The sequence below is a fragment of the Rhizobacter sp. OV335 genome (genome assembly GCF_900142965.1).
GTDB lineage: Bacteria > Pseudomonadota > Gammaproteobacteria > Burkholderiales > Burkholderiaceae_C > Rhizobacter.
The window spans coordinates 23,292-44,491 of sequence record NZ_FRCQ01000029.1 but is presented as its reverse complement, the minus strand read 5'-3'; the positions used below and the strand labels follow the sequence as shown (position 1 = coordinate 44,491).

Genomic DNA, 21,200 nt, shown 5'->3' with positions numbered 1-21,200 from the left:
GCATCGCCAGTGCTAAAGTCCCCCGGCCTGCCACATCGCAGGTCGGGTTTGACAGCCTGAGAACCAAGGCGCGCAGCCGCCACAGCGGCTTTTCTTTTGCGCGTCACACACCTATGCCACTCCAGATTTGGGCGGCCCGGGTGGGGGAGCCTTCGGGCTCGCCGGTCCCTTGGTTCCGGTCTGTCAACCCTGCTTTGGGCCGCCACCCGTGTTTGACAGCGCGCTTGGCGGCTTTAACCGCAACCAAGGAGCCCTTCACATGGCTGGTACCCCCGTTGGCGCCCCGCACGCGCCGACCTTTCCCGCTTCTTCATCGCAGTCCGACCAAGCGGGTTCTCCCTCCGCCGCGAGGAGGCCGTCAAGATGACCGCCACCGATCCGATCGCCTCCCCCGCATCCAGCGAGCCCCACGGCCCGCGCTTCAAGCCCCGGCTCCACGCCTGCCGCAGCTCCCCGATCGACAGCGTCGAGTTCACGCTCAAGGCCGGCCTGGTGCATCGCCTGCTGGAGCACGTCATCGATGTCAGTGACGGCGTCGCCGCGTGGCTCGAGGTCGACGAGCGCGAGCGCCCCAAGCCCCCGCCCGACGACGTGTCGCCCACCATCCACCACGCGCAGAACGTCGCGATGCGCGGCCTGTGCATCGCCTCGCTCGAACTCATCGGCGACCAGGCCAAGCGTCTCACCGGCTGGGTCGGCGACCAGCAGTTCCACGTGCCCGAGTTCGGTGTGATGCAGCCGCGGCGGCGCAGGCCCCCAGCGTGACGCCCCGATCCGCCAGCGGCATCCGCTGGCGGGTCTTGCCTCGGCTCGATCCCTCGTTCACTGGCCCAGGTCGTAGTCGTCGGTCGTGATCGCTGCCGCATCCACCGACTTGACGCCCTTCCCCTTGAAGGCCCCGCGGGTGGTGAGCAGGGCGTTCCCGAAGTCGACGTTGGAGATGTCGTATTGCTTGCCGAACGCCGAGTCCCAGCTCAACCACAGGCTGACGAAATCCACCGCGTACACCTTCGGCTCAGCCTCCGTCCCGGGAACGGGGATGAAGAAGCGCGAGCTGTCCTTCAGCACGCGCGCGTGGCTGCGAACCGCCTGCCATCGCGCACCCTCGCCGGCGAGCTTGGTGTAGGCATCCAGCCCCTTGGCGGTGCCGTCTTCCGTCATCGCGGTGATCGTGTCGCTGTCGTCCTTGTGGTGGATGTTGCTGTACTGCAGGTTGCGCTCCTTCGCGACATTGCCGGTGTCCAGCTTGGTGCCGGAGACCTCTTTGCCGTTGGTGAACATCGACGGGTAGTCCTTCGTGTTGTCGTTCGAGCTGTCCATGATCTGCTCGACGTATCCGGTGAACGCCGGCGCGTGCTGATACACCAGGTCGAGCTGCTCCAGCTCCTCGCCCACGCCATAGCGGATGGTGACGTACAGAAAGTAGGGGTCGAGGTTCGCGACCAGGTCGGAGTTGAAGGCAGTTCCCGCAGGCGTGTACATGTGGTTCTGTTTCCAGTCGACACCCTCGCGCTCTCCCACCCGGCCGGTGCGGCCCCAGACGTCCACCCGCTTGCCCACCTCTCCATTGATGGCCGCCGCCGCCACGAGGGCATCGGTGCGGTCGCCATCGACATCGGCCGACCGGTAGTAGATGTTCGCGCCGCGGCCATCACCAACCAAGCTGCGCTGACCCTCTTGCACCAGCGTCAAGCCGCCCGCCAGCGGCGTCTGGCCCAGGTTCTTGCGCTGCACCGGCGCCGCGGGCAAAGCCTGGCCGAGCTGCCGACGCTGCGCCAGCATGCGCGGGCTGTTGTGGATGTGGTCGTCGATGGCGCCGATGCGCTTGTCCGGAAACGTCTGCGCCGTCGCGCGCGACGTGGAAGGCTTCTCGGCTGCCGCGTTGTGCTGTTCGGCGGTCGGCGTGGCGCGGGTGTGTCTCATCGTCGGCTCCTCGCAGGTTCAAGGCGCATGGCGCCCCTGTTGCGAGCCGTTATAGCGGCGCTCCCCGCCCGACGCCATCAGCTCTGAGCTGATTTGAGGGTTCCGCCAGCGGCATCGAGCCGCTGGCCGATCACCTGCCCGGTTGCTGCAGTCTCGCTCGCACCCGTGCCGTGGCTTGAGATCCAGGAATCAGCTTGGAGTACCCCGCCTCGAGTTCGTGAAGCGGTGTGGTCATGGAACTTCCTTCCTTTGACGCCGCCCTGACGCGATCCCGATCCGCGCACAAAACCCTCAACTTGCAGTCACCCCTCCCCTGTGGCTTACTTCGCTGCCCTTTGTCGTCGTCGTAGGGGGAATCGCATGAACCTGATGCGTGCTCGCGCGGTCCGCGTGGCTTGGCTTGCCGGCCTGCTGCTCGCCTTGTCGGCCTGCAACCGAAGTGAACCGCCGCCCACCACCGCAGGCGGTGCGGCCAGCGCCCCGCAGTCGGCCGTCACGCCACCACCGGGTGACAGCGCCGCCTCCGCCACGGGCAGCGGCCCGGCCGGCGGCACCGCCATCGGTGGCATGGAAGCCCACCCCACCGAGTCCAAGTCCGGCGCAACCGCCACCCCCGCGCCCACCGCCGGCGACGGCAGCGCGTCGGCCCCATTGCGGCCTTGACGATTCCGCGCCAAGATCCCCGCTCGCATCCGACATCGCCGTTCCCACGTTTCGCGCAGCACGCGATCCCCGCAGGAGGCCCTTGATGGACATGAACCGCAGGCAGTTCTTCCGCGTCAGCGGCGCCGGACTCGCCGCTTCCAGCCTCGTCGCGCTGGGCTTCTCGCCCGCCACGGCGCTTGCCGAAACGCGCAACTTCAAGCTCGCGCGCACCACCGAAACCCGCAACACCTGCCCGTACTGCTCGGTGGGCTGCGGCATCATCATGTACAGCCTGGGCGACAAGGCGAAGAACGTCGTCGCCGACATCATCCACATCGAGGGCGACCCCGATCACCCGGTCAACCGCGGCACGCTGTGCCCCAAGGGCGCCGGCCTGCTCGACTTCGTGCACAGCCCCAACCGCCTCAAGTACCCCGAGGTGCGCGAGGCCGGCAGCACCGAATGGAAACGCGTCTCGTGGGACGACGCCATGTCGCGCATCGCCACGCTGATGAAGGCCGACCGCGACGCCAACTTCATGGCCACCAACGCCGCCGGCCAGGTCGTCAACCGCTGGACCTCCACCGGCATGCTGTGCGCCTCGGCGTCCAGCAATGAATCGGGCTACATCACGCACAAGGTGATGCGCTCGATGGGGTTGCTGGTCTTCGACAACCAGGCGCGCGTCTGACACGGACCGACGGTGGCCAGTCTGGCCCCGACGTTCGGACGCGGCGCGATGACCAACCACTGGGTGGACATCAAGAACGCCGACCTCGTGCTGATCATGGGCGGCAATGCCGCCGAAGCCCACCCTTGCGGCTTCAAGTGGGTCATCGAGGCCAAGCACCACAACAAGGCCCGGCTGGTCGTCGTCGACCCGCGCTTCACGCGCTCGGCCGCGATGGCCGACTACTACGCCCCCATCCGCGCCGGCAGCGACATCGCCTTCCTGGCCGGCGTCATCAACTACCTGATCAGCAACGACAAGCTGCAGAAGGAGTACGTGAAGGCGTACACCAACGCGTCGTTCATCGTCGGCGAGGCCTACGGCTTCCAGGACGGCATCTTCAGCGGCTACGACGAGGCCAAGCGCAGCTACAGCAGCGCGAGCTGGGGCTACGAACTCGACGACAAGGGCTTCGCCAAGGTCGACCCGACGCTCGAGCACCCGCGCTGCGTGCTGCAGGTGATGAAGCGCCACTACGCGCGCTACAGGCCCGAGCTGGTCAGCCGCATCACCGGCACGCCGAAGGACAAGTTCCTGAAGGTCTGCGAGATGATCGCCACCACCGCGGTGCCCAACCGTGCGATGACCATCATGTACGCGCTCGGCTGGACCCAGCACAGCCAGGGCTCGCAAATGATCCGCACCGCGGCCATCGTGCAGCTGCTGCTCGGCAACATCGGCATCGCCGGCGGCGGCATGAACGCGCTGCGCGGCCACAGCAACATCCAGGGGCTGACCGATCTCGGGCTGCTGTCGAACTCGCTGCCGGGCTACCTGTCGCTCGCGCGTGAATCCGAGCAAGACCTCGAGACCTACTACAAGACCCGGGCACTGAAGCCGCTGCGTCCCAACCAGATGAGCTACTGGCAGAACTACCCGAAGTTCTTCGTCAGCCTGCAGAAGAGCTGGTGGGGCGCCGCGGCCACCGCCGAGAACTCCTGGGCCTACCACTACCTGCCGAAGATCGACAAGGTCTACGACGTGCTGCAGGCCTTCGAGCTGATGAGCCAGGGCAAGCTCAACGGCTACATCTGCCAGGGCTTCAACCCGGTCGGCTCGTTCCCCAACAAGAAGAAGATCATCGAGGGGCTGTCGAAGCTGAAGTTCCTCGTCACGATCGATCCGCTCAACACCGAGACCTCGGAGTTCTGGAAGAACTTCGGCGAGTTCAACGACGTGAAGAGCGAGACCATCCAGACCACGGTGTTCCGGCTGCCGTCGACCTGCTTCGCCGAAGAAGACGGCTCGCTGACCAACTCAGGCCGCTGGCTGCAGTGGCACTGGAAGGGCGCCGAGCCGCCGGGCGAAGCGCGCGGCGATCCGGAAATCATCGCCGACCTGTTCAACCGCATGCGCACCGCCTACGCGAAAGACGGCGGCGCCTTCCCCGACCCGATCGTCAAGCTGACCTGGCCGTACAAGATCCCGCACAGCCCGTCGGCCGAAGAGCTGGCGATGGAATACAACGGCAAGGCACTGGCCGACGTGCTGGCCCCGCCCGACCCGAAAGACCCGAAGGCGCCGCCGAAAGTGCTGGCCAAGGCCGGCGAGCAGCTCTCGGGCTTCGGCCTGCTGCGCGACGACGGCAGCACCGCCAGCGGCTGCTGGATCTACTGCGGCGCGTGGACGCAGGCCGGCAACCAGATGGCGCGGCGCGACAACAGCGACCCGTGGGGCATCGGCCAGACGCTGAGCTGGGCCTGGGCCTGGCCGGCGAACCGACGCATTTTGTACAACGCTGCGTCGAGCGCACCCGACGGCAAGCCCTGGGATGCGCGGCGCAAGCTGGTGCAATGGAACGGCACCGCCTGGGGCGGCTCCGACGTGCCCGACATCCGGCCCGATGCGAACCCGGGCGACGCCGAGCGCGTGCAACCCTTCATCATGACGTCCGAAGGCGTCGCGCGGCTGTTCGCGCCCACCGGCATGGCCGAAGGACCGCTGCCGGAGCACTACGAGCCCTTCGAATCGCCGCTGGCCACCAACCCGATGCACCCGAACAACCCGAAGGCCCGCGCCAACCCGGCGGCCCGCGTGTTCAAGGGCGATCTCGAGATGATGGGCTCGCCGAAGGACTTCCCGCTGGTCGCCACCAGCTACCGGCTGACCGAGCACTTCCACTACTGGACCAAGAACGTCGAGACCTCGGCCATCATCCAGCCGCAGCAGTTCGTCGAGATCGGCGAGGAGCTGGCCAAGGCGAAGGGCATCGCGAACGGCGACACGGTGAAGGTCTCGTCGAAGCGCGGCTCGATCAAGGCGGTGGCGCTGGTGACCAAGCGCATTCCGCAGCTCGACGTCGACGGGATCAAGGTCGACACGGTCGGACTGCCGAACCACTGGGGCTTCGTCGGGCTGGCGAAGAAGGGCTACCTCGTGAACACGCTGACACCCTTCGTCGGCGATGCGAACACGCAGACGCCGGAATACAAGTCGTTCACCGTCAACATCGAGAAAGCCTGAGCCATGAGTTCACTGCAATCTCTCGACATCGCCGCGCGCTCGGCCACCACCACGCCGAGCCCGCGGGCGCGGACGACGCCTGAGGTCGCGAAGCTGATCGACGTCTCCAGCTGCATCGGCTGCAAGGCCTGCCAGGTGGCCTGCATGCAGTGGAACGACCTGCGCGACACGGTGGGCAACAACGTCGGCGTGTACGACAACCCGGCCGACCTGAGCGCCGAATCGTGGACGGTGATGCGCTTCTCCGAGGTCGAGGTCAAGCCGCCGGAGCCATCGCTGAACCAGGAGATGAAGCTCGAGTGGCTGATCCGCAAGGATGGCTGCATGCACTGCGACGACCCCGGCTGCCTGAAGGCCTGCCCGGCGCCGGGCGCGATCGTGAAGTACACGAACGGCATCGTCGACTTCATCGAAGAGAACTGCATCGGCTGCGGCAACTGCGTCACCGGCTGCCCGTTCGACGTGCCGCGCATCAGCAAGAAAGACAACAAGGCCTACAAGTGCACGCTGTGCTCGGACCGCGTCAGCGTCGGCCTGGAGCCGGCCTGCGTGAAGGCCTGCCCGACCGGCGCGATCCACTTCGGCAGCAAGGAAGACATGCTGGAGTACGGCAGCGAGCGCGTCGCCGACCTGAAGGAACGCGGCTATGCGCAGGCGGGCGTCTACGACCCGCCCGGCGTCGGCGGCACGCACGTGGTCTACGTGCTGCAGCACGCCGACCGGCCGCAGCTGTACCACGGGCTACCGGCCGATCCGTCGATCAGCCCGTGGGTCTCGTTGTGGAAGGGCGCGGCCAAGCCGCTCGCGCTGGCCGCGATGATCGGCGCCGCGGTGGTCGGGTTCTTCCACTACACGAAGGTCGGGCCGATCGAAGAACCCGCTGAAGAGGAGGAACGGCCATGAAGCGTTTCATCCAGCGCTATGCCGACGGCACCCGCATGAACCACTGGGCGGTGGCGATGCTGTTCTTTTGCGCCGCGTTGTCGGGCTTGGCGTTCTTCCACCCTGCCCTCTACTTCTTCACGATGCTGTTCGGCGGCGGGCCGTGGACGCGCATCCTGCATCCGTTCTTCGGCGTGCTGATGGTGCTGGGCTTCGTGCTGCTGTTCGCGAAGGTGTGGCGCGAGAACACCTGGAAGCCGCGCGACACCGAGTGGCTGAAGGCCGCACCGCACCTGATGCAGACCGGCCACGAGCGCGACATGCCGGCGGTGGGCAAGTACAACGCCGGGCAGAAGCTGGTGTTCTGGCTGTTCGGCATCAGCCTGTTGCTGTTGTTCATCACCGGCTTCGTGTTCTGGCAGCCGTGGTTCGCGGATTACTTCGCGATCCCGCTGCGGCGCATCGCGGTGGTGGTGCACGCGGCCTCGGCGGTGGTGCTGGTGCTCAGCGTGATCGTGCACGTGTATGCCGCGATCTGGGTCAAGGGAACGATGCGGGCGATGACGCGCGGCACCGTCACCGAGGCCTGGGCGCGGCAGAATCATCCGCTCTGGTACCAGGAAACCACCGGAAAGAAATGATGAACCGCGCGCGATGGCACTGAGCTCCACGACACGGCTGCTGTCGCCCGAAGAGATCGCGGTCCAGGCCGGCCAGCAGGTGCCGTACCTGCGGCTGCCGGAACGCAGCACGCTGTTCGCCGAGCGCGAGATGCGGCTGCGCCAGCTGGCCGCCGGCGGGCATGCGATGCGCGATTTCCTGGTGTTCATGGCCGAGCTGGCGCATGTGCAGCACGAGCTGCTGCAGGCGTACCCCGCGGTCGCGCTGCCCGATGCGGCCGCGCTCGACGCCGCCTCGCGCGCCGGCCTGCCGCCGCTGCCGGCCGAGCACTGGCCGCGCGACCCGGCGTGGCGCGGCGGCCTGCGCCGCCTGCTCGATGCGCTGCTGCCGCGGCTGGCCGGCAGCCCCGCGCTGGCGGCGGTGCGTGCGCTGAAGGATTCCAGCAGCCGCTACGACGCCTGGCTCGATCAACAGGCCGACCGCCTGCTGACCGGCGTGATGCTCGGGCTGGACCTGGCCGCCGCGCCGCTGATCGCCGCGGCGCTGCAGGTGTACTGGACCCACCTCGTGCTCGCGACGCAGCAGGCGCGCGGCGCCGACCGCCTGCCGCCCTTCGGCCGCACCGACGACGCGACGCTGTGCCCCTGCTGCGGCAGCCGGCCGACGGCCAGCATCTCGCGCATCGGCGGCGATGCGGGTTTCCGCTACCTGCACTGCGCGCTCTGCGCTGGACAGTGGCACATGGTGCGGATCAAATGCACGCACTGCCTGGGCACCCAGGGCATCCACTACCAATCGCCGCAGCGCGTGGGCACCGACAGCACCGACGCCAAGCCGGCGATCGAGGCCGAAACCTGCGACGCCTGCGGGCACTACCTGAAGATCGTCCACATGGAACGCGATGCCTTCGTCGAACCGGTCGCCGACGACCTCGGCTCGGTGACGCTCGACCTGCTGGTCAGCGAGGCCGGCTTCCAGCGCCACGGCGTCAACCTGATGCTGCTGTTCGGCGACCCTGACGACCCCAGCGGCGACGACGGCGGAGGCGGCTGATGGACCGACCCGAGACGTCCGTGGTTCACGGCGGCGGGTCGGGCGAAGACGGGCACCGCGGCGAGCGGGCCCGGCCGCAGGACCTGCCGTCGATCGACAAGCTGCTGCGCACCGACGCCACGCGCGCGCTGCTCGACGTGCACGGCCACACGCTGGTGGCCGGCGAGGCGCGTGCGCTGCTCGACGGCCTGCGCACGCAGGCGGTGGCCGGTGAACTTGCCTCGCTCGAACTGCAGCCCGGCGCGCTGGCGGCGGCGCTCGCCGCGCGCGTGCAGGCGAAGCTCGCGCCGCGGCTGCGCACGGTGATCAACCTGACCGGCACCGTGATCCACACCAACCTCGGCCGCGCGCTGCTGGCCGACAGCGCGTTGCAGCACCTGCTGGCGGTGATGACGGCGCCGAACAACCTCGAATACGACCTCGCGTCGGGCGGCCGCGGCGACCGCGATTCGATCGTCGAGGACCTGCTGTGCACGATCACCGGCGCGGCGGCGGCGACGGTGGTCAACAACAACGCGGCGGCGGTGCTGCTGACGATCGCGGCGCTGGCGCGCGAGCGCGAGGTGATCGTCTCGCGCGGCGAGCTGGTCGAGATCGGCGGCGCGTTCCGCATGCCCGACGTGATGGCCAGTGCCGGTGCCGAGATGGTCGAGGTGGGCACCACCAACCGCACGCACGCGCAGGACTACGAGCGCGCGATCACGCCGCGCACCGGCCTGGTGATGAAGGTGCACACCAGCAACTACGCGGTGCAGGGCTTCACGCACGCGGTCGACGAGGCGACGCTTGCCGGCATCGCGCATGCGCACGGGCTGCCGCTGGCCACCGATCTCGGCAGCGGCTCGCTGGTCGACCTGGCGCAGTACGGGCTGCCGCGCGAGCCGCTGCCGCAGGAGATGCTGGCGGCCGGCTGCGACGTCGTCACGTTCTCGGGCGACAAGCTGCTGGGCGGGCCGCAGGCGGGCTTGATCGTCGGCAGCCAGGGCGCGATCGCGCGCATCCGCAAGTTCCCGATGAAGCGCGCGGTGCGCATGAGCAAGCTGCCGCTGGCGGCGCTGGAGGCGACGCTGATGCTGTACCTGCGGCCCGAGCGGCTGTCGCACGATCTGCCGACGCTGCGGCTGCTGACGCGGCCGGCGGACGCGATCCGCGCGATGGCCGCGGGGCTGTTGCCGGCGGTCGCGGCCGCGGTGGCGCCGCGCTTCGAGGTGCAGGTGGTCGAGCTGATGGGGCAGATCGGCTCCGGCTCGCTGCCGGTGGAGCGCTTGCCGTCGGCCGGGCTGGCGTTCGCGCCGGCCGGTGCGTCGAAGAAGGGCATCGGCTCGGCGCTCGATGCGCTGGCAACGGCGTTGCGCGCGCTGCCGCAGCCGGTGATCGGCCGCATCGCGCAGGACAGGCTGCTGCTCGACCTGCGCTGCCTGGAAGACGCTTCGTTGTTCACCCGCCAGCTGCAGGCCTTGCATGAACTGTTGATGTAGCCAAGGAGACCCGATGAATCCGCTCGACACGCTCGCCCGCATCGTCACCGACACCGTGGAGCCGCTCGCGCTGCGCACGGACCGAGAGGGACGCTTCCCGCGAGAGACGATCACCGCGCTGGGCGAAGCCGGGCTGCTCGGCCTGATGTCGGCCCCAGCGGTGGGCGGGCTCGGCCTGGGGTTGAAGGAGGCCAGCCAGGTCGTCTCGCGCCTTGCGCAGGCCTGCCCGTCGACCGCGATGATCGTCTGCATGCACTACTGCGCGGTCGCGGTGATCGAGTCCGCTGACAAGCCCGCCATCCGCGAGGCCATCGCGCGCGGCCGGCACCTGAGCACGCTCGCGTTCTCCGAGGCCGATTCGCGCAGCCACTTCTGGGCGCCGACCGGCACGGCCCGCGCCGACGGCAGCGCGGTGCTGCTCGACGCGCGCAAGAGCTGGGTCACCTCGGCGTTCGAGGCCGACAGCTACGTCTGGTCGAGCAAGCCGCTGGCGGCGGACGGCGCAAGCACGCTGTGGTTCGTGGATGCCAGGAGTGACGGCCTGAGCCAGCCCGGCGCGTTCGACGGGCTGGGCCTGCGCGGCAACGCGTCGACGCCGATCACCGCGCGCGGCGTGCGCATCGCCGCCGCCGACCGGCTGGGCGAGGACGGCAAGGGCTTCGACACGATGATGGGCGTGGTGCTGCCGTGGTTCTCGGTGCTGAGCGCGTCGTGCTCGGCCGGGCTGATGGAAGGTGCGTTGTCGCGCGCGATCGGCCACGTCGGCCAGACCCGCCACCTGCACCTCGACAGCTCGCTGGCCGACCTGCCGACGATCCGCGCCTACCTGGCCCGTGCGCGCATCAAAGCCGACATGGTGCAGGCGCTGATCGACGACACGCTGGCGGCGATCGGCAGCGGCCGCGCCGACACGATGCTGCGCGTGCTGGAGGTGAAGGCCGCCGCGGCCGAAGCCGCGCTGGAGGTGACCGATACCGCGATGCGCGTGTGCGGTGGTGCGGCCTTCCGCAAGGAGGCCGGCATCGAGCGGCTGTTCCGCGACGCGCGCGCATCGAGCGTGATGGCGCCGACCTCGGACGTGCTGTACGACTTCATCGGCAAGGCCATCACCGGCCTGCCGCTGTTCTGAAAGCGACGCAGGGTCGAAGGAATCCGGAACATGGACGGCGACCGATTCGTGCACCCTGCCCGACTGGCGCATGGCGCCCCGTTCGGGCTGAGTTTCTCCCCGCTCGGGCTCGGCCTCTCCCCGTTCGGGCTGAGCCCCTCCCCGTTCGCCCTGAGCCCCTCCCCGTTCGCCCTGAGCCTGTCGAAGGGACGGACTGAGCTTGTCGAAGGCCTCGCGCGCTTCGGGCACAACCCTTCGACGGACGGGCCTTCGACAGGCTCAGTCCCTGCTCAGGGCGAACGGGGTTTCCGTGCAACCGCCCGGTCCCTTCAAGGACCTGATGTGCTCATGGCGAACGGAATCTTCACCCCTCCCCCGTTCGGGCTGAGCCTGTCGAAGCCCTGTTCGCCATGCCAGCGACGCATTCGCAGACCCATTCGCCTCCAAGGACACCCAGGACAATGAGCAACTCCACCTTGATCATGGGCGCCGTGGCCTACGCGCCCAAGGTCGTCACGATCTGGGAAGGCTTCAAGGCCTTCTTCGCGCGCCACGGCCTGGCCTTCGACTACCTGCTTTATTCAAACTACGAGCGTCAGGTCGAGGCGCAGTTCGACGGCGCGATCCACCTGGCCTGGAACTCGCCGCTCGCGTGGGTGCGCGCCGACCGCCTGGCCCGCGCGCGCGGCCAGGCCGTGCGGGCGGTCGCGATGCGCGACACCGATTGCGACCTGCGCTCGGTGGTCGTCGTGCGTGCCGACAGCCCGCTGCAGGCACTCGCCGACCTGCGCGGTGCGCGCGTGGGCACCGGCGCGATCGATTCGCCGCAGGCCACGCTGATTCCGCTCGGACTGCTGCGTGCGCACGGGCTGGTGGCCGGCCGCGACTTCACGCTGCGCCGCTTCGACGTGCTCGGCGGCAAGCACGGCGACCACATCGGCGGCGAGCGCGATGCAGCCGTCGCGCTGCTGGCCGGCGAGGTCGACGCCTGCTGCCTGATCGACAGCAACCACCTCGCGTTCGGCCTCGACGGCACGCTGCCGGCCGGCAGCACGCGCGTGATCGCGCGCACCGATCCCTACGACCACTGCAACTTCACGACCAGCCCGGGTGCGCCGGCGGCCTTGATCGACCACTTCACGTCGCTGCTGCTCGCGATGCGCTGGGACGATCCGGAGGTGCGTCCGCTGCTCGAGCTGGAGGGGCTGCGCGCGTGGCGCACCGGCCGCACCAGCGGCTACACGCTGCTCGAGCGAGCAGTCGACGACGAAGGGTTCTACAGCGATGACGGCCGCATCCTTGCCAGCGACTATCGATATTGAGTCGCTGGCGCTGGACCAGGGCGCGCTGCTGCTGGTGCGCCGCGCGCTGGCCACCCTCGCCGATGGCGACGAGCTGCGCGTGCGTGGCCGCGCCGACGCGTGGGACCTGCACCTGGCCGCGTGGTGCCGGCAGCAGGGCCATGCGCTGCGCTTCGAGACCGATGCGCAGGGTTGTCTGCACGGCATCCTGACGCGCGGCCCGTCGGCCGCAGGTCGCTGGCGCGGTGCGCAGCGCGCCGGCCCCACGACCGACGACGAAACCACCGCCCCCGAAGCGCGCGCCGACTGGGGCCTCGCCGCGCGCGGCGCGACGGTGGAGGCCGGCAGCCCGGCGTTCGCGTTCGGGCTGCGGCAGCGCCACGAGCTGTGGGCCGCCACCGCCGGCGAGCTCTACGCGCAGGCGGCAGCCGCGCAGTGGGACCCGGCCACCGCGATCGACTGGACCGCGCCGTTCGAGCTCGCCCCGGAGATCGAGGCCGCCGTCGTGCAGGTGATGACCTACCTGGTCGAGAACGAGAACGCGGCCTTGCTGGTGCCGGCGCGGCACCTCGGGCAGATCCACCCGCACTACCGCGAGGTGCTGCAACTGCTCGCGCTGCAGTGCGCCGACGAGGCGCGGCATGTCGAGGTGTTCACGCGCCGCGCCGCACTGCGTGGCCTGCCGCCGGCGCTGTCGACGGCCGGCGGGCAGGCCTCGCTGCGCACGCTGTTCGACGCGCCGGATTTCTCGACGGCGACCTTCCTGCTCTCGGTGCTCGGCGAAGGCAGCTTCGTGAACCTGCTGAACTTCCTGCACGAGCACGGGCCCGATCCGGTCACGCGCCAGGTCGCGCGGCTGGCGGCGCGCGACGAAGGCCGGCACGTGGCCTTCGGGATGGCGCACCTGGAGTACCGGCTCGCGGTCGAGCCCGACTACCAGGTGCGGCTGCGCAACGCGATCGAGCAGCGCTTCGATGCGCTGGCGAACACTGCGGGGCTGAACGAGGAGGTGTTCGATGCGCTGGTGCTGCTGGCCGCGGGCGCGTTGACGCCGGACGCGGTGGCGCGCGGGCATGCGGCCGTGCAGCAGCTGAAGCGCGAGATGGCAGCCGGGCGGCGCGCGCGGCTGAGCCGGCTCGGCTTCGAGCGCGCCGAGGCCGAGCGGCTGGCCGACCTGCACACGCGCAACTTCATGTAGCCCCCGGACGCCTGAGCATGATCGTCGGCACCGCAGGCCACATCGACCACGGCAAGACCACGCTGGTGCGCGCGCTCACCGGCGTCGACACCGACCGCCTGCCGCAGGAGAAGGCGCGCGGCATCTCGATCGAGCTCGGCTACGCGTTCCTCGACGTGCCGGGCGACGAAGCCGTGCCGCGCATCGGCTTCATCGACGTACCCGGCCACGAGCGCCTGGTGCACACGATGCTCGCCGGCGCGACCGGCATCGACTTCGCGCTGCTGCTGGTCGCCGCCGACGACGGCGTGATGCCGCAGACACGCGAGCACCTGGCCGTGCTGTCGCTGCTGGGGCTGTCGCGCGCGGCCGTCGTCATCACGAAATGCGACCGCGTCGATGCGGCGCGCCTCGTGCAGGTGCGCGGCGAAGTGGCCGCATTGCTGGTCGGCACGCCGCTCGCCGCTGCGCCGGTGCTCGCCGTCGCGGCCCCCACCGGCGAGGGCCTGCTGGCCTTGCGCGAGCTGCTGTTCGCCGCGGCGCGTGCCACGCCACCACGCGACGGTGCGAGCGACGCCTTCCGACTCGCGATCGACCGCGCGTTCACGCTCGACGGCGTCGGCACCGTGGTGACCGGCACGGTGCATGCCGGGCGGGTGCAGGTCGGCGACGAGCTGGCGCTGTGCCCCTCGCCCACCGGCCGCCACGCCCGCGTGCGCAGCCTGCACACGCAGAACCAGGCCGCGATGCAGGCGCATGCCGGCCAACGCTGCGCGGTGGCGCTGGCCGGTGTCGACAAGCACGAGGTGGCGCGTGGGCAATGGCTGGTGTCGGCCGGGGCCGGCGTCGCGACCGACCGGCTCGATGCGCTGCTGACGCTGTGGCACGGCGAGCCGCGCCCTCTGCGCTCGGGCACGCCGGTGCACGTGCACCTCGGCGCGAGCGACACGATGGGCACGGTGGCCGTGCTCGCGGGTGTCGACGCCGCGGCCGACGCCCTCGCCCCCGGTTGCCGCGCCTTCGTGCAGATCGTGCTGCAGGCGCCCATCGGCGCCTGGCATGGCGACCGCATCGTGCTGCGCGACAACTCGGCGACCCGCACGATCGCCGGCGGCTCCGTGCTCGACCCGTTCGCGCCGGTGCGGTACCGGCGCACGCCGCAGCGCCTGGCCGAGCTGGCGGCATGGTCGCTGCCGACCGCGGCGCAACGCTTCGACGCGCTGCTCGACGCTGCGCCACACGGCCTGTCGCGCCACCGCTGGGCCAGTGCCGAAGGCCTGGCGCCCCAGGCCGAGGCCGATGCGCCGGACTGGGCACTCGGCCGCACGCAGCGCGCGGCGGTGCACGCCGCAGTGATCGACACGCTGCGCAGCTTCCACGCCCGCGACCCCGAGGTGCCCGGCCCCGACGCGGCCCGCCTGCGCCGCCTCGCGGCCCCGCGCCTGCCGCTGCCGCTGTGGAGCGCCGTGCTCGCCGAGCTGCAGGCCGACGGCGCGGTCACGGTGCGCGGCGCGTTCGTGCACCTGCCCGAGCATGCGCTTCGCCTGTCGGCCGCCGACGAGCGCATCGCGCAGAAGGTGGCCCCGCTGCTCGCGGCGGCCGGCTTCGACGGCAGCTGGGTGCGCGACCTGGCCCGCGACACGCGTGAGGGCGAGCTGCTGATGCGCACGACGCTCGCGCGGCTGGCGCAACGCGGCGAGCTGCACCAGGTCGCGAAGGACCTGTACTGCGCGCCCGCCGCGATGGCGCAGCTGGCAGCCCACGTGCGCAGCGTCGCCGCCGCCGCTCCCGACGGCGCCGTGACCGCCGCCCATTTCCGCGACGCGACCGCCCTCGGCCGCAAGCGCGCGATCCAGATCCTCGAGTACTTCGACCGCATCGGCCTGCTGCGCCGCGTCGGCGACGAGCACCGTTTGCGCAGCGACACTGAGCTGTTCAGGTCACCTGCGATGCGCTGAGCGACCCGAGGAGGGGGAACGTCCCTGGTGGGACGGCCGGGCTTCAAACCCGGTGGGTGGTGCCATGCGCCGCCGGGTGGGTTCGACTCCCATGCCCCTCCGCCCTCTTGCCAATGCGGGGAATCGAAGGCCTGATCTCCGCATGAACCGCGGAGAGAACCTCTACGTCTGGCAAGACGGTGACTGGCCACAGTGGCGCGTCGACCTGCCCGCGCTCGCCCAGTCGCTGGCCGACGTGCGCCGCGACCACGGCCTGCTGCTCGGCCGCCTGGCCGACGGCGAGCCCGGGCAACGCGAGCAGGCCAGCCTGGCCGCCTTGACCGACGAGGTGCTCAAGACCAGCGAGATCGAAGGCGAATTGCTGGACGCCACCGTGGTCCGGGCTTCCATCGCCTGCCGGCTCGGCATGGACATCGGCGCACTCGCGCCGGCGGACCGGCACGTGGACGGCGTCGTCGAGATGGTGCTCGATGCCACCTCGCGCAGCGCCGAGCCCTTGACCGCCGAGCGGCTGTTCGGCTGGCATGCCGCGCTGTTCCCCACCGGCTACTCCGGCATGGGCAAGATCGCCGTGGGCCAGTGGCGCGATGACGCGACCGGCCCGATGCAGGTCGTCTCCGGCCCGGTGAACCGCAGCAAGGTCCATTTCCAGGCGCCCCCGGCCGACGCGCTCGCGACCGAGATGGCGCGGTTCCTCGCCTGGGCCAACCGCGACACCGGCGAGCCCGCGCTGATCAAGGCCGGCCTCGCGCATCTGTGGTTCGTGACGCTGCATCCGTTCGACGACGGCAACGGCCGCATCGCGCGCGCCGTGGGCGACCTGTTCCTGGTGCGTGCCGATGGCGCCAGGCAGCGCTTCTACAGCCTGTCGGCGCAGATCCAGCGCGAGCGCAAGGACTACTACGACATCCTCGAACGCACGCAGAAGGGCGCGCTGGACGTCACCGGCTGGCTGGCCTGGTTCCTCGGCACGCTGGGCCGGGCCGTCGCCAGCGCGCAGACCACGCTCGACGGCGTGCTGGCCAAGGCGCGGTTCTGGCAACGCTGGGCGGGCACGCCGATGAACGAACGCCAGATGAAGCTGCTCAACCGCCTGCTCGACGGGTTCGACGGCAAGCTCACCAGCAGCAAGTGGGCCGCCATCGGCAAGTGCTCGCCGGACACGGCACTGCGCGATATCGCGCAGTTGCTTGCGCTCGGCGTGCTGCGCAAGTCGTCCGCGGGCGGGCGCAGCACCGCCTATGACCTGGCCGACTAGGGACCAGCCGCCGCGACGTCACCGACGTTGATCAGCGCCTGCTCGTAGGCGCCCAACGCCAATCGGTACGGCGCAAGCGTCGTCGTCAGCTTCTCCAGCACCTTGCGCTGTACCAGCGAGGCCGCGGCCGCGCGTTGGACCGAATTGGTCGACACGGTTGCGTTCGAGCTGACATCGGAAAACGCGACTTGCCGGAAGCGTCTCAGTGCGACCGCGCCGTTGGCGATCGCCGCCTCCAGCTTGACGAGACGCGTCTTGTCGTCGGCCGCCAGCGCACGCGCCGAGGTCAGTGCCGTCGCCACGCCATCGAGCTCGGCGGCCTGCACGGCCTGCAAGCGTTTCAGCAAGGCCTCGGCATCCACTTCGGCCAGGTTGCCGTCCTTGCTCACGGCGGTGCGCAGTTCCTCCGGCAGCGCCTGGGTCGTCTGCAACAACGCCTCGCTCGCCGTGTCGGCAGCGATGGCATAGCGTGCCCGGTAGCGGTCGCGCACCTTCAGCAGCGCTGCGTTCGCATCGGGCGAGGTGCCGGAGAGCTCCTTGCCGATGCGCACCTTGTCTTCCACCGAGGTGCTCTTGTCGTCGAACACGCGTTGCAGCTCGGTCCGCTTCAGCAGGTTGACACCCATCCGACCGCCGGTGTTGAAGAGCGCCAAGCCCTGCGCCGACTTGAAGATGCTCGACGGATCGGTGCTGTAGGCCTTGACGTACCAGTTGCCGATGTCGTCCTTGGCCATCACGTAGTTGACCGAGCCGCCACCGTTCAGCTTGACGCTGTTGATGTTCTGCCAATAGAGGCGCTCGACCTTCTCCTTGGCCTGGGCGGTGGCCACGTCGAAGTCGTCCGCCCTGCCGAAGTTCCTGGTCCACTCTCGCAACATGTTCCTGTCTTCCGACGGCGTGCCGTCCTGTAGCGTCGTCGCCGAGTAGACGTTCTTCAGGTAGTCGCTCGACGGCCGCAGGTACGCCGCGTTGGCCCGGGTCTGGTACGCCACGTTCAGCGCGATGGTCAGATTCCTGGCTTCGTCCGGGTGGCCGGCCGCCAGCGCACTGATGTGCTGGTGCTGCAACGTGGTGATCACGTGATCGAGCACCTCGACGCGATTCTTCGCATCCTTCACCTGCGACCAGTCGGGCGGGTTGAAGCCGGCCAGGTACTTGGCCGCGTCGTCGACGGCCGTTGCCTTGTCGCCCGTGTCCTTCTTCGCCGCCTGACGCGCGGCGAGGCTGTGGCGCAACAGCAGCACGGTCGAGCGCGGGTCGGCGGCGCCCACCTTCTCGCCTTCGCGCACGACGGCATCGCGTTGCTCCTCCAACACCGGAATGATCCTGTCGAACTGACTCTTGGTCGCCGTGGATTTGTCGACCTTGGCCTTGGCGGTGGTCTGGATGGTCGCGGCCGTCTCAACCTTCTTCTTGAGCGCGGCCTCCTTGGTTGCGGCATCCTTGGCGTTGCCCTCCAGCGTGGCCAGCTCGCTCGCGGCATCGCGCGCCCAGCGCAGCACCACCTCGCGCACGCCCACGACGATCGCATCGGGCTTCTGTGCACGCGAGACCGCTGCCTCGAGCGCCTCGCGCTGCTTGCTCAACAGGCCGCGCGCAGCACCGATCCGCTTGAGCCGAGGCGTGTCGGCACTCGGGCCACTGGTCTGTACTTCGAGCCATGTCGACACCTTGTCGAGGTACTGCACCACGGTGGTGTTCGCGGCCGGATCCAGCTCCTGCTTGATGAAGGCGGCCAGCTCGGCGGCATCGCCGTCTTCCTCCTGCGGCTTGTCAGTGCGGTAGATGCCCGACCGGTTCTTGCTCGGCACGGTGGTCCGCACGAGGCTCTCCAGCGGCGCGAGATCCGCCCTTCTCTGTTCGAGCTGGCGGTGGGACGACAGCGTCGTTCCCCGCGCGGTGCCCAGTTCAGCCTCCAGCCCGGCAGCGGCCGCACTGGCGGCCGCCAACGCGGGCGTGGCCTTCTCCGCGACCTTGGCGCTCTCCTTCAGCTCGGCACGCGCCTGCAGCAGCACGGCGTCGAAACTGGTGGCGGTGCCGGGCGCATAGGCCCGCGACGCGGCGGCCCGCTCCGATGCGAGCCCGTCGACCAGCTGCTGGTTGTGCCGCTGGCGTCGGCGCAGGTCGTTCGCGTGCAGCACCAGCGTGTTCCCCAGCGTCTCCAGCACCGCGACGCGGGCGGGGATTCCCTTGTTGTAGAGCGGCTCGTCCTGCCCGGTTCCGTCTTCCTTGCCCAGATCGGCCTTCAACGTGGCCGAGGTGATGTTGTTGGCCACGAACAGCAGGCGCTCGGCGAAAAAGATCAGTGTTTCTTCGAGGCGCTGCCGGGCCCTCGTGACCTTCTCGGCATGCAGCTTCGGTTCCTCGTCCTTCTCGTCGAGTGCCTTCTCGAACTCGCGCGTCAGCGTCTCGATGCCGTCTTGCAGGCGAGCACGATCGAAGCCGCTGGCGGTCTTGGCTTCGGTGGACGTGAGCGTGAAGAGTGTGAGCTCCATGTACTCGACCCAGGTCTGCCGCAGGACATCGTCAGTGGGTCCGCGCGCCAGGCCGAAATCCAGCGAATGCGGGCGACCGACGTGATCGAACTCGGAAACGCGGGTGGCAATGGGCGAAGACCCGGCACGTGGTTTGACGGCCACAGGATCGACGGCGGTACAACCGCTCAGCGCACTGACGTGGTTGTCGCCGGTGCGCGACCGGTCGAGTTGCATCAGCGTGGCGTCGGTGGCCCGCAGGAAGCCGGCCAGCTCCTTCGGGTAACGCGGACCGGTTCGTTCAATGGCTTCAGTGGCGGCGGCGTACCGCGCTGCGTCCCATTGGACAGGTGCGGTGCCCGAAGCCGTCGACAGAAACAGTCCGCTCGGTCGTTGCGTCGGTCCTCGCATCGACTCGACAAAGCCGGACGGCAACGAGGCCACCTGCGGCGCCTCCACACTGGCACGATGCGACGTGTAGCAGGCCAGCATGCGCGGTTGCGTCGCCCCGGCCACGAGCTTGGCGATGTAGATCTGCTCCGGCGAGCCTTCCCGCGCACGCTCCAATGCATTCAGCGAATGCACCAGCATGCCGTGCATCGAGACGCGCATGCCGATGAAGGCCTGGGACAACTCGGTGATACGGGTCACGAAGTCGGGATCGTCCTTCTTGAAGAGTGCCTTGGCGTGCTCCCGTGCGTTCCTTGGGTCGCTGAGAAACTGGTATCCGGCATTTGAACCGCCCTCAGCGGGGCAGTTCAGCTTCTGGCTGTTGCCCTCGCACGCCGGCGAAAGATCTCTCACGGAACGGTAGGGGAGCTTGCCGACACCGGCGCAATCCTTCAGTTCGAAAGCCCCGCATGCGATTTGAAGGTAGGCAACCGCCAGCTTCCATTGCAGACTGTCCTTGTCGGACGAACTGCGCACCTTCTCGATCTGCTCGGCGAGCTTCAGATCGCCTTCCGTCATCATCATGATCTTTTGAAGGCGAGCGGCCTCCTCGACATGCCGGCGTGCCTTCGACACCTCGGCATCCCCCAGATCCTCGTAGTAGAACGTCGCCCCGTTCACGAACTTCGCCAGCCGCGACTGGAAGGTCACGTCCCCGCTGATGAAGGTGTCCAGCGAGCCGCCGGTTCGCCGCACCGCCCGGTAGAACGCCGAGTCGTCCCGCGTCTCCCGCCGCTTCGCGAGCTCCAGCTCATCCCGCAGTGTCACCAGCAGTGGTTTGGCCGCAATCGCCGTCGCGGCAAACTGCCGCAACTGAATCTCCTCCTCATGCGCAAGCGGCCCCTTGTACACATCGACGTCGATCTCGATCGCCGCACAGCCGGCGAACAGGACCACTGCGGCGCAAGCCGCGATGCGGTGGTAGCGCTTCATGTCAGCCTCCCGGGAAGTAGTCGTTCTTCGCGCCGTCGAGCAGGATGTCCAGGCGTTGCGCCTGTTCCCTCAAGGTGACCAGATCAGCCCACAAAGCCTTCTCGATCTCCGGCCCGGCCTGTGCGCCTTGCGTCACGCTTGCCACGACGCCCAGCGCCTGGTCGACCGCGGAGAAGAACGCGTCCGGGTTCGAGCCCATCACGACCACCAGCCGGTGGTTCTTCGGCGCCTCTCGAAACCCTTCGGGCCCGAACATGATGAGCCGCCGCCCGGTCAGCAGCCCCTTGTCGACCACATCCACGCCCGAACCATCGGCCGCATCCGGGCGCGTCTTCGTGCCTTCGCCGGGAAACTCCACCTGGCCGGACAACGAGTCCACCAGCTCCGCGCGCACCCAGCCCGATGCGAACTTGGTGGCGTTCAGAGCGCTCGCCTGGCCCTGCACCCTCACCCGGTAGATGGTGGGCGGTAGCTGGTCGCGCGGGTCGAAGACACCGAGGTAGTACACCTGCTTGATGGTGTTGGACGGCGTTTGCCCGAGCTGAGCCGTTCCCGCGACGGCAAGCAGCGAATTGCGGGCAGCCACTGAACCACACCCTGTCAGCACGGCGCTCACCGCCACCATGCAAGCAGCGAAGCAACCCAGTAAACGCATGAGGTCCTCCCGGCGGTCTTCTGATGGGTGCCCGTTGTACCGACGACTCGCCCGCGCGTCGTCCTTCACGTTGTGGAGAAGCCCGGTCGCC

General features: G+C 69.2%; 15 protein-coding genes and 1 tRNA gene. 13 read left to right on the top strand and 3 right to left on the bottom strand.

What is annotated here, in order from left to right; genetic code table 11:
• Positions 1 to 363: 363 nt before the first annotated feature.
• The gene (locus BUE42_RS24860) at positions 364 to 765 is read left to right on the top strand and encodes a hypothetical protein (RefSeq protein ID WP_073467981.1); all 402 of its coding nucleotides are present in this window, start codon (positions 364 to 366) and stop codon (positions 763 to 765) included.
• A 57-nt stretch (positions 766 to 822) separates the two neighbouring features.
• Here the strand turns inward: BUE42_RS24860 and BUE42_RS24855 are convergent, their stop codons facing one another.
• Entirely contained in the window at positions 823 to 1,923 is a 1,101-nt protein-coding gene (locus tag BUE42_RS24855; RefSeq protein ID WP_073467980.1) for a hypothetical protein, read from the bottom strand.
• A gap of 360 nt (positions 1,924 to 2,283) precedes the next feature.
• Between BUE42_RS24855 and BUE42_RS24850 the strand changes: the two genes are divergently transcribed.
• From BUE42_RS24850 to BUE42_RS24790, 12 genes are all read left to right on the top strand, one after another.
• Complete coding sequence (locus tag BUE42_RS24850) at positions 2,284 to 2,586, top strand: hypothetical protein (protein ID WP_073467979.1); 303 nt, start codon at positions 2,284 to 2,286, stop codon at positions 2,584 to 2,586.
• An 85-nt stretch (positions 2,587 to 2,671) separates the two neighbouring features.
• Entirely contained in the window at positions 2,672 to 5,761 is a 3,090-nt protein-coding gene (fdnG, locus tag BUE42_RS24840) for a formate dehydrogenase-N subunit alpha (protein WP_143171739.1), read from the top strand.
• A 3-nt stretch (positions 5,762 to 5,764) separates the two neighbouring features.
• Complete coding sequence (gene fdxH, locus BUE42_RS24835; protein ID WP_073467977.1) at positions 5,765 to 6,664, top strand: formate dehydrogenase subunit beta; 900 nt, start codon at positions 5,765 to 5,767, stop codon at positions 6,662 to 6,664.
• Positions 6,661 to 7,284, top strand: a complete 624-nt coding sequence (locus BUE42_RS24830) for a formate dehydrogenase subunit gamma (protein ID WP_073467976.1) — start codon at positions 6,661 to 6,663, stop codon at positions 7,282 to 7,284. Before fdxH ends, BUE42_RS24830 begins: the two co-directional genes overlap by 4 nt.
• A 13-nt stretch (positions 7,285 to 7,297) precedes the next feature.
• Positions 7,298 to 8,317, top strand: a complete 1,020-nt coding sequence (gene fdhE / locus BUE42_RS24825; RefSeq protein WP_073467975.1) for a formate dehydrogenase accessory protein FdhE — start codon at positions 7,298 to 7,300, stop codon at positions 8,315 to 8,317.
• Positions 8,317 to 9,795, top strand: a complete 1,479-nt coding sequence (selA, locus tag BUE42_RS24820; RefSeq protein WP_073467974.1) for an L-seryl-tRNA(Sec) selenium transferase — start codon at positions 8,317 to 8,319, stop codon at positions 9,793 to 9,795. Before fdhE ends, selA begins: the two co-directional genes overlap by 1 nt.
• 13 nt (positions 9,796 to 9,808) lie before the next feature.
• Positions 9,809 to 10,924 (top strand): acyl-CoA dehydrogenase family protein, encoded by a 1,116-nt coding sequence (locus BUE42_RS24815; protein WP_073467973.1) that lies wholly within the window; start codon positions 9,809 to 9,811, stop codon positions 10,922 to 10,924.
• A gap of 440 nt (positions 10,925 to 11,364) precedes the next feature.
• Positions 11,365 to 12,225, top strand: a complete 861-nt coding sequence (locus BUE42_RS24810; RefSeq protein WP_073467972.1) for a phosphate/phosphite/phosphonate ABC transporter substrate-binding protein — start codon at positions 11,365 to 11,367, stop codon at positions 12,223 to 12,225.
• Positions 12,203 to 13,402, top strand: coding sequence for a ferritin-like domain-containing protein (locus tag BUE42_RS24805; protein ID WP_235002588.1), 1,200 nt, complete (start codon positions 12,203 to 12,205; stop codon positions 13,400 to 13,402). Before BUE42_RS24810 ends, BUE42_RS24805 begins: the two co-directional genes overlap by 23 nt.
• Before the next feature lie 17 nt (positions 13,403 to 13,419).
• Positions 13,420 to 15,339, top strand: a complete 1,920-nt coding sequence (gene selB, locus BUE42_RS24800) for a selenocysteine-specific translation elongation factor (protein ID WP_073467970.1) — start codon at positions 13,420 to 13,422, stop codon at positions 15,337 to 15,339.
• Between the two features lie 9 nt (positions 15,340 to 15,348).
• Positions 15,349 to 15,441: transfer RNA gene (locus tag BUE42_RS24795), tRNA-Sec, on the top strand.
• A 40-nt stretch (positions 15,442 to 15,481) separates the two neighbouring features.
• The gene (locus BUE42_RS24790) at positions 15,482 to 16,597 is read left to right on the top strand and encodes a Fic family protein (protein ID WP_073467969.1); all 1,116 of its coding nucleotides are present in this window, start codon (positions 15,482 to 15,484) and stop codon (positions 16,595 to 16,597) included.
• Here the strand turns inward: BUE42_RS24790 and BUE42_RS24785 are convergent.
• Together BUE42_RS24785 and BUE42_RS24780 are read right to left on the bottom strand one after the other, a co-directional pair.
• A complete protein-coding gene (locus BUE42_RS24785; protein WP_073467968.1) occupies positions 16,594 to 20,454 on the bottom strand; it encodes a hypothetical protein in 3,861 nt (1,286 codons plus the stop codon). The genes BUE42_RS24790 and BUE42_RS24785 overlap by 4 nt on opposite strands.
• A 1-nt stretch (position 20,455) precedes the next feature.
• Positions 20,456 to 21,109, bottom strand: coding sequence for a hypothetical protein (locus tag BUE42_RS24780; RefSeq protein WP_143171737.1), 654 nt, complete (start codon positions 21,107 to 21,109; stop codon positions 20,456 to 20,458).
• Between the last annotated feature and the right edge of the window lie 91 nt (positions 21,110 to 21,200).